This window comes from Luteibacter anthropi (assembly GCF_023699965.1).
Classification (GTDB): Bacteria; Pseudomonadota; Gammaproteobacteria; order Xanthomonadales; family Rhodanobacteraceae; genus Luteibacter; species Luteibacter anthropi.
The window spans coordinates 4,128,967-4,144,311 of record NZ_CP077072.1; the positions used below are offsets into that span (position 1 = coordinate 4,128,967).

Consider the following 15,345-nt stretch of genomic DNA (forward strand, 5'->3'; position numbering starts at 1 on the left):
CGACGCCTGACGCCAACATGACGATTCCGTAATCCTGGAAAGTCATGGGCCGCCGACATGGCACGATGTACATGCACCGGCAGACGATACCGGAAGGACGAAGAGGCAACCATGCGACTGCTCATCGTGGAAGACGAGCCCAAGACAGGACGCTACCTCCAGCAGGGGCTGACGGAGTCCGGCTTTGTCTGCGACCTGGTGGCGGACGGCGTGGACGGCCTGCACATGGCGCTCACCGGTGACTACGACCTCATCGTGCTCGACGTCGCGCTGCCCAAGCTCGATGGCTGGACCGTGGTCCAGACTTTGCGTGCGTCGCAATCGACCGTGCCTGTCCTTTTCCTCACCGCACGGGACAGCATCCAGGACCGCGTGCGCGGTCTCGACCTCGGCGCCGACGATTACCTCGTCAAGCCGTTTGCCTTCGCCGAACTGCTTGCCCGCCTGCGCACCCTGCTCCGCCGTGGTGCCAACACGGTGCAGACGGAACGACTGGCCGTGGCGGGGCTGACGCTCGACCTGGTTCGCCGCCGCGCCGTGCGCGACGGCAGGCGCATCGCCCTCACGGCCAAGGAGTTCGCGCTGCTGGAACTGCTCATCCGCCGACGTGGCGAGGTGTTGCCACGTTCACTGATTGCTTCGCAGGTATGGGACATGAACTTCGACAGCGATACCAACGTGATCGATGTCGCCATCCGTCGCCTGCGCTCCAAGATCGACGACGACTTCGAGCCCAAGCTCATCCGCACCGTACGTGGCATGGGCTATGTACTGGAAGATCCCCGGGTGGACGACTGATGCGCAGCCTGTCGCTGACCACCCGGCTCGCCGCCTATTTCGTGCTGTCATCGGTAGCCGTGCTGCTGGGCCTGGGCCTGCTGCTTGCATCTGCCATGGAAGAACACTTCGCCGAAGAGGATTTCGCGGCGCTCTCGCAGGACATCGCCATCGTGCGCCACACGGTGCAGAGCAACCCGGGCGCGGGCATGACCTCGCAGCTGGGCGAGTTCGTGTCGATGCGCCCTCACCTGGATGTCGAGGTGACGCGCGGCGATGGCGCCATCGTCTACCGTTCGCCCAGTCTTCCCGCCCGCCTGCCGGTGCTTGCTGACGGCCGCACGAACTGGTCAGCCGATGGCATCGTCTACCGCGCGTTGCGCGAACCGGCCGCTTCCGGCGGCCTGACGATCACGCTGGTGATGAATACCTTCATCCACAGCCACTTCCTGCACGCCTACCAGCGCACGCTGGCGATCTACATCGCGCTTGCCGCGCTGGTCACGGGGTTGTTCGGCTGGTGGTCGGCGCGACGCGGTACCCGCCCGCTACGCACCATCGCCGCCCGGGCGCGCGAGGTAACGGCCAGCAATCTCGACGGCCGCATGCCGGTCGATGGCATTCCGGGTGAGATGGCCGATCTCGCCCACACACTCAACGGCATGCTCGACCGCCTGCAGCGCGATTTCGACCGGCTTTCGGCCTTTTCGACCGACCTGGCCCACGAACTGCGCACGCCTATCACCAACCTCATGACCAATACGGAAGTGGTGCTGGGCAAACCCCGCTCCGAGGATGCCTACCGCGAAGCGCTGGTATCCAACGTCGAGGAATTGCAGCGCATGTCGCGGATGGTCTCGGACATGCTCTACCTTGCCAAGGTCGAAAACGAACTGACCCTGCCATCCCGGGAGCCTGTCCGCCTCACGGACGAAATCACGGCGCTGTTCGATTTCTACGATGCCGTGGCCGAAGACAGCGGCGTGCGCCTGTCGATGCATGGTGATGCCGTGATCGATGGCGACCGCCTGATGATCCGCCGCGCGGTGGGCAATGTGCTGTCCAACGCGATCCGGCATACGGACCGGGGCGGCGATATCGTGGTGACCCTGGAAACCACGGGCACCACGGCCGCCATCCACGTGGACAACGATGGCCCGGCCATCCCCGAGGCCATCCTGCCGCACGTGTTCGACCGCTTCACCCGGCTGGACCACGGCGGGCGCCGGCCCGGCCCGGACAATGCCGGGCTGGGGCTCGCCATCACCCGGGCCATCGCCGTCGCCCACGGCGGCAGCATGGCCGTGACCCGGGTCGGGGAGCGCACGCGATTCACGCTGCGACTCCCTTTGTCGTGACCCCCTCGCTCAGAAATCCCAGCGGGCACCCACGCCAAACGTGCGGCCACGCGCCGGCATGCCTGTGCTGACCGTCGGCGAGGAATAGTTGCCGTAGAGGTCGTAGTGGGCGTTGGTCAGGTTGTCGGCCCAGACGTAGAACTCGCTCTGTCCGCTTTGCAGGCCGACGCGCATGTCCACCTTGTTATAGGCGCGCAGGTCGAAATGGTTCTGCGCATCGGCAGGCCGGGCGCCGACGCGGCGATAATTCAGCTCGATGTTCAGTGCGGGATCGGGGATGCGCCAGAACGAGGCCAGATCCTGGTGCCATGCCACGCCCAGGTTACCGCTCCAGTACGGCACGTCAGGAATCCGGTTGCCGGCATTGACGTCGCCACCGGAGACACCAAAGGCCGGGCTGGTGATCTTCGCGTCGATATACGTGAGCCCCGCATCGAAACGCAGCCCGTAGCCCGGCGACCAGGAGCCCTCCACCTCGGCACCCTTGCTGCGCGTATTGGCATTGACCGTGCTGACGGCCAGCGTATTGAAGTCGTAACCCAGCAGGTGGTCGTCCTTCACCTCGTTGACGTACACCGCGCCATTGAGGCTGAGGCGGTGGTCGGCGGACTGGTACTTGATGCCGACTTCATGTGTATCCACCTGGGCCGGTCGATACGGCCTGCTGTCGCTGGGTTGCGTGGAGTAATCGTTGAAGCCACGCGATTTGTGTCCGCGCGCCTCAAGCACATAGAGATGGGTCTGCGCATTCAGCTCGTAGCTCAGGGCCACGCGACCGGTCAGGTAGTTGTCGCTCACGCGCCGGCTGTCCGGCACGGTCTGGCCCGCGGCCGTGTAATGGCCGTCGTAGTCCTTGCGGTCCTGCGTATAGCGTGCGCCTGCGGTGACCTTCCACGACGCGCTCAGCGGGATGGTGGTCTCACCGTACAACGCATAACTGTCGGTCTTGAAGTCACGCTGCTGGAAGTTGCCATTGCTGCGGTAGAGCGAATCGAAGCTGCGGTCCGAATGCGAGACGTTGGCACCGGTCACCCAGAAGGTATCGGCTCCGGGCAGCGACGACCAGCGCAGGTCCTGGCTGGCCACGCGTTCACGCGACGAGTCCGTGACCAGGTATTCCATGGGAAACCCGTAGAGCGCATTGTTGATGGTGCGGTCATAGCCCTTGGTGCCACGAAACGCCGCATCGGTGTAGCCGGTGATCGAGGTGATCCGGCTGTTTTCCAGGTCGTGGTCCACTTCGATGGAGTTACGGCGCAGGCGCTTGTAGTTGTCGTCGAACACTCCCGGCGTGAAGTCCAGCCGCGCCGTCCTGCCGAAGGGTCGCAGCACTTCCATGCCCGTGTAGTGCTTTGTGTTCTGGCCTTCCAGGATCAGCAGCACGCGGGTATCGCTGCCTGCCTTCCACAACAGGCTGCCACGCACGGCGAGGTCGTTGGGCTCCACCATGGGGCGCCCGTCCTGGGCGTTCTTCACCCAGCTGTCGAAACTGCTGTAGCGCACAGCCACGCGACCGGCCACCTGATCCGACAGCGCACCACCCACGGCGCCCTCGGCCAGCTGCTGGCCATCCTGCCCACCTTCCACGCGAAGATAACCCTCGGTATCCCAGGTGGGACGCCGGCTGGTGACGTTGACGGCGCCGGCTTCGCTGTTGCGACCGAACAACGTGCCCTGCGGGCCCTTCAGCACCTCGATGCTGTCCACGTCGAACGTCGCCAGTGATGCATGCCGCGCGGACATCGCCACGCCGTCCATGTTCAGCGTGACGGAGCCGTCATCCATGCTGACCTGGTTGAGCGAGCCGACACCACGGATGCGGATGTTCGCGTCATTGCCGCCGCCGTAGGAGTTCACATCCACGCCCGGCGTGCGACGAAGCGCGCTTTCGACATCGACAAGCCGGCCATTCTCGATGGACGAGGCGTTGATGACGCTCAGTCCGAATGGGATGTCCTGCGGGCGTTCGCTGGACAGGCGTGCATTGACAGTCACCGCCGAGAGGTCGGCGGCCTTTTTCTTGTCATGGGTGGCGCTGTCCGCCGTTGCCTCGTCGGCAAGGGCCTGGAAGGACAGCGAGGCGAGCAAGGCCACCACGAGCGCCCTCGGGCGCAGGTGGAGCGGAGTGTTCGAACGATGGATCATGGACATCCCCTGGATGACTGGAAAACGGTATCGGTCAACGTCATCGCGACGACGAGATCGTGCGCAACGGTGACCGTGGATAAGAAGGAAGGGCATCGACGGGCACGCCATCCTCGTCCGGCGTCACGCCGTCGGGAACACGTTGCACCGCCATCGATTCGCCCCGGCGCACGAGCCACAGGACACCCGGATCGACCGCCGCCAGCGGCACCCAGCCACCATCACGCCATGTCCAGCGCTCTAGGGTGATGTGGCGATCCGGTGATGCCGCCCATTCGGTCGCACGCGGCGGACCGAACGCGGCGGAGCGCTCTTCGTCGCTCATCGATGCAGCCATCGCCTGCTCCACGCTTTCACCCGACGCGATGCGGCGATTGGCGTCGGTGAAGTCGGCCGTCGAACGCGCCGATGTCCAGGCCAGTGCCGCCAGCGGACCGTAGGCCGACGCCCAACCGCCCGGGTCCGCCTGTGCAAGCGGTCCCACGGGCGACGAACTGGCGGCCAGTGCGCGGGAAACGCGCTCGGCGCCGAGTTCCATCGTCTGGCGCATGGCCGTCACGCCATCCGTATCGCCAACGCAAAGCAGTGCGATGGCACCGGGCACGGCGTCGCTCCACCAGGCGCTGCCCACGCTGTCACGCAAGGCCGATGCATCGACCAGCGCGCGACGTGCAAGCGCGGCGGCGATATGGGCTTTACGTAGCGTGCGACCGGTGCCCTTGTCCGCCACGTCCCAGTCCGGCGCTTCGGGCAGCACCAGCGTGGTGCCGTCCAGCCGTGTTGCAGCAAGGCCGCGCGGCCATTGCACCACCGCGTCCACCTGCGCATCGATGCCCAGGCGACGCGATACACATGCCCGCATGGCAGAGACGTCGGCGATTACATCGACCGCTTCGCCATCACGACTGGCGTCATGAAGCGCCAGGGTATCGCCCGAACGCAGATGGCTGGCCGACGGCGACCAGGCCGCCGCAAACGCCAGCGGTGTATCGGGGCCCGTGGTGGCGGATGCCACGAGCAGATCATCGCGCCTGACCGTCCACTGCCAGGCGCCAGCGGGCGCTGCGGCGTCGGAAGCTACGGACGCACCGGCTGCTGGCAGTACGACATCCGCAGCGAGACCTTGCTCGGCACGGGCGACAGGTGACCGCAGCAGGCGCGAGGGATCCACGCCCAGGCGAGGCATCGCCGCGGTCGCCTGCAACCACAGGCTGCCGTGCCCACGCCATGCCGGCACGCCTTCGGCGGACCAGCCCGGTGCGTGCATGTCCCAGCGCAGCCGCACCATATGGGTCGACGATGCATCGCCCAGCGGCAGGCGCAGGTGATCCGCGGCGATGACAGGCAGCACCGTGCGTCCGTCGACTGTCGCAGACACCGCCATGAGGTCGGGTGGCAGTTCGGCATCCAGTTCGCCATGCTCCGCGTGCACGCCATGAATCGCCCAGTCGCCGTGCAAGGTTCCGCTGGCGGAATTGACATAGATCGACACATGTCCGCCCCGCACCGAGTAGGCGCCCGCTGAATGCAGCCAGCGTCGCTCCCACTCGGCATCTTCGTGGTCACGCGCCGTACGCGGCTGGTAATCGCCCAGCGTCACCAGTTGCGCATGCAGGCGGATACCCAGCCCTGTCATCAACCCTGCGCCCAGCACGGCAACAGCGATTACCGGGGCCGCCAGGCGGCGACCCACGCCACGCCACCCGGCACTCAGGCGACCTTCGGCGCCACGCTGAACCAGCACCGCTGAAAACGCTGCCAGCAACAGGCACAAGCCAAGCTTGTAGCCACCCAGCGCGGAAACATAGCCCGTCCACGGTACCCAGCCCGTGGCTCCGGATAGATGCAGATGCGCAGGAATGCCCACTTCGTACAAGGGATAGTCAACGAGCCCCAGCTCATGGTTGAGCACCAGGAAGAACGTCAGCAGCATGGATACCGGATAAGCCACGGCCGCCCGCGAGAACAGGGCATGCACCAGCACCACCAGCAGTCCGAGTTCGAGCAGTGCCGGTGCCGTGACCAGGAGCTGATAGAGCAGCGCCGTCAGGGGATCGAGCGCGGAAGGTGCCCCCAGCGCGGTGATCAGCATGCCAGCGATACCCGGCACCAGCGCCAGTCCGACGATGATCACGGAAACCGCCAATACCCTGCCGAACGGCCGCAGCCAGGACGGTGCCGGCGCGGCATCGAGCATGGCATCGAACCCTTCCACATGATCGCGTCGCCACACCATGCCGGCCAGCGCCGCCACGACGAAGGCGATCACCAGGAACAACGTGCTGTTGAGCAGGGGCAGCAGCAGTTCCGGTCGAGGACGCATGGGCCCTTCCGCATGCCATACGCCGTGGATGAAACCACCCAGCACACCCATCGCCAGCAGGATCGCCACGCCGATCCACAAGGCCTTTCCCTTCACCATGTGGAACAGTTGCCAGCACGTTTCGCTGAGCAATGCGCTGATCCAGCTCACACCGTCGGACTCAACCGGTGGCGGCTGTACTGGTTCGATGACGGCCCCCGCATGCGACGCGCGCGGCTTGCGACGGCGTGGAGGGCGTTCGAGCGCCATGGCCTCCCGACGCACGCCACGCAGCACGAATGCGAGCAGCAACACCGGAAGCACACACCAGATGAAACGGTTGAACAGGAACTCACCCGTCAGCGGCAACAGCGACGTTCGCTTCTGCAACGGTGTCCACGCCTCCACCTTGCCCAGTGCATAGGTGAACAGCGACGGATCGAGTGCCGCCGCCAGCATCGGACTGATATGGCCGCCCTTCAACACGACGACCGCAAACATCCATAGCAGCATCAGCAACGCCGACAACGCAAAGGCACCGGCGACACTGCGCAGCTTCAACGTCGCGATGTAATACAGCGCCCCGATACCGACACCCACGGGAAACAACAGCCACAACCACGCAAAGGCCAGGGCCATCCAGGGCGGTGAACTGACCGATCCATGGGGCACCAGGGAGAGCCAATCCAGCAACGGCGTGGCGATGAAGCCGGCAATCAGCGAAGCGCCCAACAGGCCACCGACGAGCGATGCGCCGATGAAACGCCCCCAGAGAATCGCCGGCAACGAGGCCGGCATGGAGAGCATCACCTCGTGCAAGCTCGCCTGCCGGTCACGCAGCAAGGGTTGCGCGAATACCCACGCCCAGGCGAAGAACAGGAAAAACATGCACCCGGTCGACATGAGATAGACCAGGCTCGGCGCGTTGCGTGGAATATCCGCCGCACCCATCTTCTGCACATAGTCCGCATTCGTGAGCGACATGAGCAGGTAGGCGGCCAGGCCGACGAATACCAGGCCAACGACGCCGCTACGCAGCCCTGCACGAAGCTCCGACCGCGCTTCGTGCAGGGCCAGCCGCAGGGCGCTCATGCGGCCTCCGTCGCGCCGATACCGGCCAGCGCGGCGTAGTAGACATCTTCCAGTCGAGGTTCGCGGGGTACGAAACGCGCGTCAGGCGCGTGGTGGGCTTCCACGATGACGCGTGTTCCGTCCGGATGCGCCGTCAGGTGCAGATGGGCTGGCACGGCGGCGCCGCGTGGCAGCACGCTTTCCCACAATCGCCCGCGATAAGGCGCGACCAGTTCCGCCGGGGTGCCTTCGGCCACGATGCGGCCGCTGGCGAGGATCGCCAGGCGGCGACACAGGTGCTCCACGTCTTCGACGATATGCGTGGACAGCAGCACGATCGATTCCGCCGCCACATCTGCCAGTACGCGATGAAAACGGTTGCGCTCGGCCGGATCGAGGCCGGCCGTGGGCTCGTCGACGATCACCAGTCGCGGCGAGCCGAGCAAGGCCAGCGCAATGCCGAGCCGCCGCAGCATGCCGCCCGAATACGTCGCCGCCGGACGATCCCCCGCCTCGCTGAGGTTGACCTTCACCAGCAGGCTTTCCACCTCGTCGCGGCGTGTCTTCGGTTCCGTACGCCCTTTCAGCCAGGCGAAGCGTTGCAGCAGGTCGCGTCCCGACATGCCGGGATATGACCCGATCTGCTGAGGCAGGTAACCCAGGCGCTGGCGGAGGTGATCGGGATCGGCAAGCACGTCCACGCCGTCGAGACGAATGCTTCCCGCATCCGGAGCCTGCAACGTCGCCAGCGTGCGCATCAGGCTGCTCTTGCCTGCCCCGTTGGGTCCAAGCAACCCGTACATGCCCGGCTGCACATGCAGGTTCACGCCATCGAGTGCGCGCACTCCGTTGCGGTAGGTCTTGGCGAGGCCTGCGATTTCGAGGCCACTGGAGGTGGTCATGCATGCGTCCTGTCAGTCGATGGAGAGGGCGGCTGGAGTCGATCGCGCGCGTCGTGACGCACGGCGTTTCCCTGGCGATGGATGGCGTGGCGATCGCACCCTGGAAAGTGCCACGCAGCTCACAAATGATAATAGTTATCATTTGCAATTGATCAAGTGCCGTGGCAGAGTTGCAGAGGATCTCGCGACGGATGTTATAACGTAACATTCGTAAACAGTCATCCCTACCGGACGTCATAGACATGGACACCCGTTCCGCCGGCGACGCACTTGGCAACCTGCTATCCGACCTGCTCGACATGCCGGCCGGCGACATTCCCCCCGAACGCAACCTCATCGAACTGGGCGTGGATTCGATCGCGATGATGCGCATCGCGGGAACGTTCCGGCGCCAGGGCATGGCCGTGAACTTCGCGGACCTGGCCGCGATGCCCACGTTTGCCGCGTGGCGCGCACTGGTCGGCGCGACCACGGAAACGGACGACGCCGCACCCGCCATCGCGAATGACTTCGACGAACGTGCACCCTTCCCCATGGCGCCGATGCAGCACGCCTATTGGCTGGGCCGCGCGACGGGGCAGCGGCTGGGAGGCGTCGCCGCGCACTTCTACAACGAATTCGACGGCACCGGCGTGGAACCTGCACGGCTCGAAACCGCCGTGCGCCGGCTGCTCGAACGCCACGCGATGTTGCGCGCCCGCGTCGTGGACGACAGCTGCATCCAGGTACTCGACACGACGCCGTGGCAAGCGCTGACGGTTCACGACCTGCGCCCCCTTCCCGCCGGCGAGGCACGCTCGTCGCTCGACGCGATTCGCTCACGACTGTCCCACCGGCATCTCGACGTCACGGCGGGCGAAGTGTTCGACGTGCAGCTCTCCCTGCTGCCCGATGCGCTCGGATCCGGTGCGACGCGCCTGCACGTGAACCTCGACATGATCGCCGCGGATGCGCTCAGCCTGCGCATCCTGCTGGCCGATCTTGCGGCGCTCTACCTGTCGCCAGCGGATACCTTGCCGTCCATCGGCTATGGCTACGGCCGTTACCTCGCGGACCGGACCCGGCTGGCCGGCGAGCCACAACGTCTGCGCAAGGCCAGCGCAGATCAGGCCTACTGGGCCGCCCGCCTGCCCTCGCTGCCGTCGGCACCGCAGCTGCCGGCTGCCGCATACGACACGAAACTTGACGCTACTCGCGTCGTCCGGCGCCATCGCTGGCTGTCGCCGGAGCGATTCCGGGCCTTCGGTGCATCGGCCGCGGGAAATGGCCTGACGCCCGCCATGGCGCTGGCGGCGATCTTCGCCGAAACGCTGACCGCCTGGTCTGCCGAGCCTGACTTCCTGCTCAACCTCCCCGTATTCGACCGCGAACCGCTGCATGCCGACACGGCGCAGCTGGTCGGCGATTTCACCTCGTCCGTGCTGCTCGCATGGCAGGGATCGTTGCCGGGCGACTTCGCCACTCGCGCCCGCGCGCTCCAGGCCCGTTTCCACGACGACATGCGTCATGCGGGACGAAGCGGGCTGGACGTATTGCGCGACCTGTCCCGCCTGCGCGGCGAACAGGTGCTGGCCCCCGTGGTGTACACCAGTGCCATCGGACTCGGCGAGTTGTTCCCGGCCAGCGTGCGACGCGCGTTCGGCGACGCCTCGTGGATCATCTCGCAGGGACCGCAAGTCTGGCTCGATGCGCAGGTCACGGAGCTCGACGATGGCCTGCTGGTGAACATCGATGCGCGCGAGGATGCCTTCGCCGAAGGCGTACTCGATGCGATGTTCGAGGCGTACGGCTGCCTGCTGGACCGGTTGACCGACGAGCCTGCGGCATGGACGGCCCCACTGCCTACGTTGTTGCCGCAGACGCAGGTGGCGGTCCGCACGACAGCCAACGATACGGATGCGTTGCTCCCTCGTCGTCGCCTGCACGACGCCTTCTTTGCGCATGCCTTGCGAACGCCGGAAGCGCCAGCGCTGCTCTGGGGCGCCGACGGGCGCATGAGCTATGACGAGCTGCGCCGTGCCGCATTGCGACTGGCTGGCTGGTTGCGGACGCATGACGTGACGCCGGGTGCTGTCGTCGCCGTGCAACTGCCCAAGGGACCGGAGCAGGTCATCGCCGTGCTTGGCATTCTCGCGGCCGGCGCCACCTACCTGCCCATCGGTGTCGACCAGCCGGCGCTCCGTCGCCAGCGCATCTGCGACGCTGCCGGCGTGGCGTTGCTGCTGGATGCCTTGCCCGGCGACGCCGTGGCGCTCGATGCGCCGGTCACGGGAGACGACGAGGCGCTGGCCTATGTGCTCTACACCTCTGGCTCCACGGGAGAGCCGAAGGGCGTGGAGATTCCGCACGTCGCGGCGATGAACACGATCCTCGACCTGAACCAGCGCCTGGCGCTCGACATCCACGATCGCACGCTCGCCCTGTCGGCTCTGGAATTCGACCTGTCGGTGTACGACATCTTCGCACCGCTGAATGCCGGGGGCGCCATCGTCTGCATCGACGAGGGCGCACGTCGCGACGCGGCCTCATGGCTGCCGCTGATGCGGCGGCATGCGGTGACCGTGCTCAACTGCGTCCCGGCCTTGCTGGACATGGCGCTGGTCGCAGCCAGTGAGGACGGCATCAATCCCCTCCTGCGCGCCGTGCTGCTGGGAGGCGACTGGGTCACGCCCGATCTGCCGCCCCGCCTGCGGGCCTGGGGGCCGCGATGTCGATTCATAGCGCTGGGCGGCACCACCGAAACCGCCATCCATTCCACGTTCCGCGAAGTACATGACGTAGATCCCGCATGGCGCTCCGTCCCATACGGCTATCCGCTCGCCAACGTGAAGCTGCGCGTGGTGGATACGCTGGGTCGCGACTGCCCCGACATGGTTGAAGGCGAGTTGTGGATCGGCGGCACGGGCGTGGCACGCGCCTATCGCGGCGATCCGCTGCGTAGCCGCGCAAAGTTCATCACCCACGATGGCCTGCGCTGGTACCGCACGGGTGACCGTGCGCGGTACTGGCCTGATGGAGAAGTCGAATTCCTCGGTCGCGCCGACTTCCAGGTCAAGCTCCGCGGTCACCGCATCGAGCTGGGCGAAGTCGAAGCGGCCGTGGCGGCATGGCCGGGCGTGGCGCAGGCCATTGCCGTGGCAGGCGCCCACGGTCTCGGCGTCTTCGCCGTGCCCAACGCCGGGATGCCGCAAGCAACACAGGTGGACCTGCGCCAGCCCGACGACGAAAGCCGTGCCCTGCACACCTTCCTGGCCGAGCGACTGCCGCCGGCCATGCTGCCGGAAACCCTGTGCTGGAAAGCGGCTCTCCCCCTCACGGCCAATGGGAAGATCGATCGCCCGGCGCTGGCACGCGAATTTGCCGCTGCGCTTGCCACATTGTCCGACGACACCGATCTTCCCGCGAACGACATCGAGCGCCGCGTGGCGAATGGCTGGACACAGGTGCTCGGCGTACAGGGCATCGGTCGCGGCCGGAACTTCTTCTCGCTGGGCGGCGACTCCCTCGCGGCGACGCGGTTGATGCCTTTGCTGCGTGACGCCGGGCTCGGTGGTGCGACGCTCGCTGCCCTGTTCGCCACGCCGCGTCTGCAGGACTTCGCTGCGCAATTGCATCTGGCCGTGCAAACGAGCGCGCCAGGAACGCTGCTGGTCGACCCTGCGAACCGGTACGCAAGCTTCGCACCCACCGACGTGCAACGCGCCTACTGGCTCGGTCGCGATCCGGCGTTCGTGCTCGGCGGCGTAGGGTGCCATTTCTATCGCGAATACGATGCGCTGGATCTCGATCTTCCCCGGCTTCAGTCGGCGCTGAACCGGCTGGTGGCGCGTCACGACATGCTGCGGGCGGTGTTCGATGACGAGGGCAACCAGCGCGTGCTCGCCGGCGTACCCGATTACGTCATCGACCAGGTCGAAGGCGGAAAGAATCCCGACGAAGCGCTGGCAAACCTGCGCGAGACCTCCGCGCATCGAGTCTTCGACCCCACCTGCTGGCCGCTGTTTCACATCGCCGCGGTACGCCATGGACGCCGCACGCGACTGGCGATCGGCCTGGACAACCTGATCCTCGACGCACTCAGCATCCTGCGCTTCTATACGGAGCTGGGCGAGCTCTACGCCGATCCCGACAGCGACACGCCGACGCCGCGACTGAGCTTCCGCGACTATCTCGCCAATGCGGCGCCGTCGCAGGAAACCTTGCATGCCGCGCGTCGCTACTGGGACGCCCAGCTGCCCACGCTTCCCCCTGCCCCGCAGCTGCCTCTGGCCCGCGAGCCTGCGCAGGTGGGCGTGCCGCGCTTCCTTCGCCAGCAAGGCCATGTCGAGGCATCGCGCTGGCGACGCATACAGGCGCAGGCAGCAACCCACGGTCTCACGGTATCGGCAGTGCTGCTGACCGCTTTCGCGGACACCCTTGGCCGCTGGAGTGCGCAGTCCGAACTGACCCTCAACCTCACCCTGTTCGACCGCCAGCCGGTGCATCCCGATGTGCACCGGATCATGGGCGACTTCACTTCGCTGACCCTGCTTGGCTACCGGCCGCGTGCCACCGACGACTGGATCTCGCGGGTGCGCGGCGTGCAGACCGAACTGGGCCACTCACTGGAACATCGCGCGATTTCCAGCGTGACCCTCATCCGCGACCTCGCACGCCTGCAAGGACGTCCTGAAGTCGCCATGCCCGTGGTCTTCACCAGCGCGCTCGGTGTGCCGGGCGGCACGGCAGCGGCCACTCGCGGCCCCTTCAGCGAACAGGTATGGGGACTGACGCAGACACCCCAGGTCGGCCTGGATCATCAGGTCGTCGAAGCCGATGGCGGCATCTCGTTGAACTGGGACCATGTCGACGGGCTCTACCCGGACGGCATGATCGAGGCCATGTTTGCCGCTTACCTTCGCCTGCTCGACTGGCTGGGTAGCGGTGACTGGAGCGCCCCACTACCTGACCTGCTGCCCTCGGAACAGGCCGCGGTCCGCCAGCGGGTGAACGACACGGAGGCGATGTATGCCCGTGACGGCCTGCACGATGGATTCTTCCGCCATGCCTCGACCGAACCCGCGCGCATCGCGCTGCGCTGGGGTGATATCGATGCCATGGCTTACGGCACGCTCGCCACGCAGTCATTACGCATTGCTGCCGCCCTTCGCGCCCAGGGCGTGGTGCCGGGCGATCTCGTCGCCCTGAGCCTGCCCAAGGGACCCACCCAGATCGCTGCCGTGCTGGGTGTACTGGCAGCCGGTGCGGCCTATCTTCCCATCGGCATCGACCAGCCTGCTGCCCGCAAGGAGCGCATCCTTCGCAGCGCAGGCGTGCGTCACGTCATCGGTGCCGGAGGCATCCCCTTCGACGCCATGCTCGCGCATGCGCCGCTTGCCTCGGCACACGAGCCGCAAGGCGACGATCTGGCATATGTCATCTTCACCTCGGGCTCCACCGGCGAGCCCAAGGGCGTGGAAATCACCCACGCCGCCGCGCTCAACACCTTGCACGACGTGGTGAACCGGTTCGCCCTGGACGCGGACGACCACGTGCTCGCTGTCTCCGCGCTCGATTTCGACCTGTCCGTCTTCGACGTATTCGCCCTGCTGTCGCAGGGTGGCAGCCTCGTCCTTCCTGGCGAAGCGGATCGCCGCGATGCCGATCGCTGGCGACAGCTGGTGCATCGCCATGGCGTCACGGTGTGGAACAGCGTTCCCGCCCTGCTCGACATGCTGCTGACCACCCGGCCCGGCAGCGATGACCTCTGCAGCCTGCGCGTTGCGTTGATCTCCGGCGACTGGATCGGCCTGGACCTGCCGGCGCGGCTTCGTACGCAGGCGGCCCGATGTCGATTCATCGCCCTGGGAGGTGCGACCGAAGCCTCCGTATGGTCGAACTATCACGAAGTCACCGACCTGGCGCCGCAGTGGCGCTCCATTCCCTACGGCGTGCCGCTGGCGAACCAGCGCTTCCGCGTCGTCGATGCCCAGGGCCGGGACTGCCCGGACTGGGTGCCGGGTGAATTGTGGATCGGCGGCGCAGGTGTCGCGCGCGGATATCGTCATGCACCGGACATCACCGCCCGCCAGTTCGTGACCGGTCACGGCATGCGCTGGTATCGCACCGGCGACCTGGGGCGTTACCGGCCGGACGGGCTGCTGGAATTCCTCGGTCGCCACGACCACCAGGTGAAACTGCGTGGGCATCGCATCGAACTGGGCGAAATCGAGAGCGCGCTGCTCGGATTGCCCGGCGTAAGCCAGGCCGTCGCGGCGATCATCATGTCGGCGGCGACCGGACGCCATCTGGCCGCGGCCGTCGTCGCCAGCACGTTCGACGAAGCCCGTGCCCGCGAACTGCTGGGCCAGCAACTTCCCACACACATGATCCCCGAACACATCGCACCATTCGATGCGCTGCCGCTCACCGCCAACGGCAAGCTGGATCGCAAGGCCATCACCGAAGGCCTTTGTGCCTTGCGCAACGATACCGGCGATATCGACGAGGCACCCCGCGATGCCATCGAACGGCGCATCGCCGAACACTGGCAGGCCCTGTTCGACACCGATGCCATCGGTCGCGATGCCAGCTTCTTCGCGCTCGGTGGCGACAGCCTGCTCGCCACCCGGTTCATCGAACGACTGCGCGCTGCCGATGGCGTGAGCCTGCCACTACGGCGTCTGTTTGCCGCACCCACGCTGCGCGAGGTCGCCGCCGTCGTGCGCGAATCGCAGGCCGCCGCCGATGCCCTCGAAGAGGGTGTGCTGTGAACGCGTCCGTCTCCCCCTTTCCCTCCGCCCCGCAAGGA

General features: G+C 66.4%; 6 protein-coding genes. 3 read left to right on the top strand and 3 right to left on the bottom strand.

Features of this window, described 5'->3' with window-relative positions; translation table 11 throughout:
• The first annotated feature begins 111 nt into the window (after positions 1-111).
• Complete coding sequence (locus KR767_RS17515; protein ID WP_166946692.1) at positions 112-798, top strand: heavy metal response regulator transcription factor; 687 nt, start codon at positions 112-114, stop codon at positions 796-798.
• Complete coding sequence (locus KR767_RS17520) at positions 798-2,135, top strand: heavy metal sensor histidine kinase (protein ID WP_250877218.1); 1,338 nt, start codon at positions 798-800, stop codon at positions 2,133-2,135. Before KR767_RS17515 ends, KR767_RS17520 begins: the two co-directional genes overlap by 1 nt.
• 9 nt (positions 2,136-2,144) lie before the next feature.
• Here KR767_RS17520 and KR767_RS17525 read toward each other — a convergent pair whose 3' ends face one another.
• Genes KR767_RS17525 through KR767_RS17535 form a run of 3 tightly spaced genes read right to left on the bottom strand, consistent with a single transcriptional unit; the run spans position 2,145 to position 8,555 of the window.
• Positions 2,145-4,280 (bottom strand): TonB-dependent receptor, encoded by a 2,136-nt coding sequence (locus tag KR767_RS17525; RefSeq protein ID WP_250877219.1) that lies wholly within the window; start codon positions 4,278-4,280, stop codon positions 2,145-2,147.
• Between the two features lie 40 nt (positions 4,281-4,320).
• Entirely contained in the window at positions 4,321-7,674 is a 3,354-nt protein-coding gene (locus KR767_RS17530) for an ABC transporter permease (RefSeq protein WP_250877220.1), read from the bottom strand.
• A complete protein-coding gene (locus KR767_RS17535; RefSeq protein ID WP_250877221.1) occupies positions 7,671-8,555 on the bottom strand; it encodes an ABC transporter ATP-binding protein in 885 nt (294 codons plus the stop codon). Before KR767_RS17535 ends, KR767_RS17530 begins: the two co-directional genes overlap by 4 nt.
• A gap of 242 nt (positions 8,556-8,797) precedes the next feature.
• Between KR767_RS17535 and KR767_RS17540 the strand changes: the two genes are divergently transcribed.
• On the top strand, positions 8,798-15,307 hold the full coding sequence (locus tag KR767_RS17540; RefSeq protein ID WP_250877222.1) for a non-ribosomal peptide synthetase: 6,510 nt from the start codon (positions 8,798-8,800) through the stop codon (positions 15,305-15,307).
• Positions 15,308-15,345: the final 38 nt, after the last annotated feature.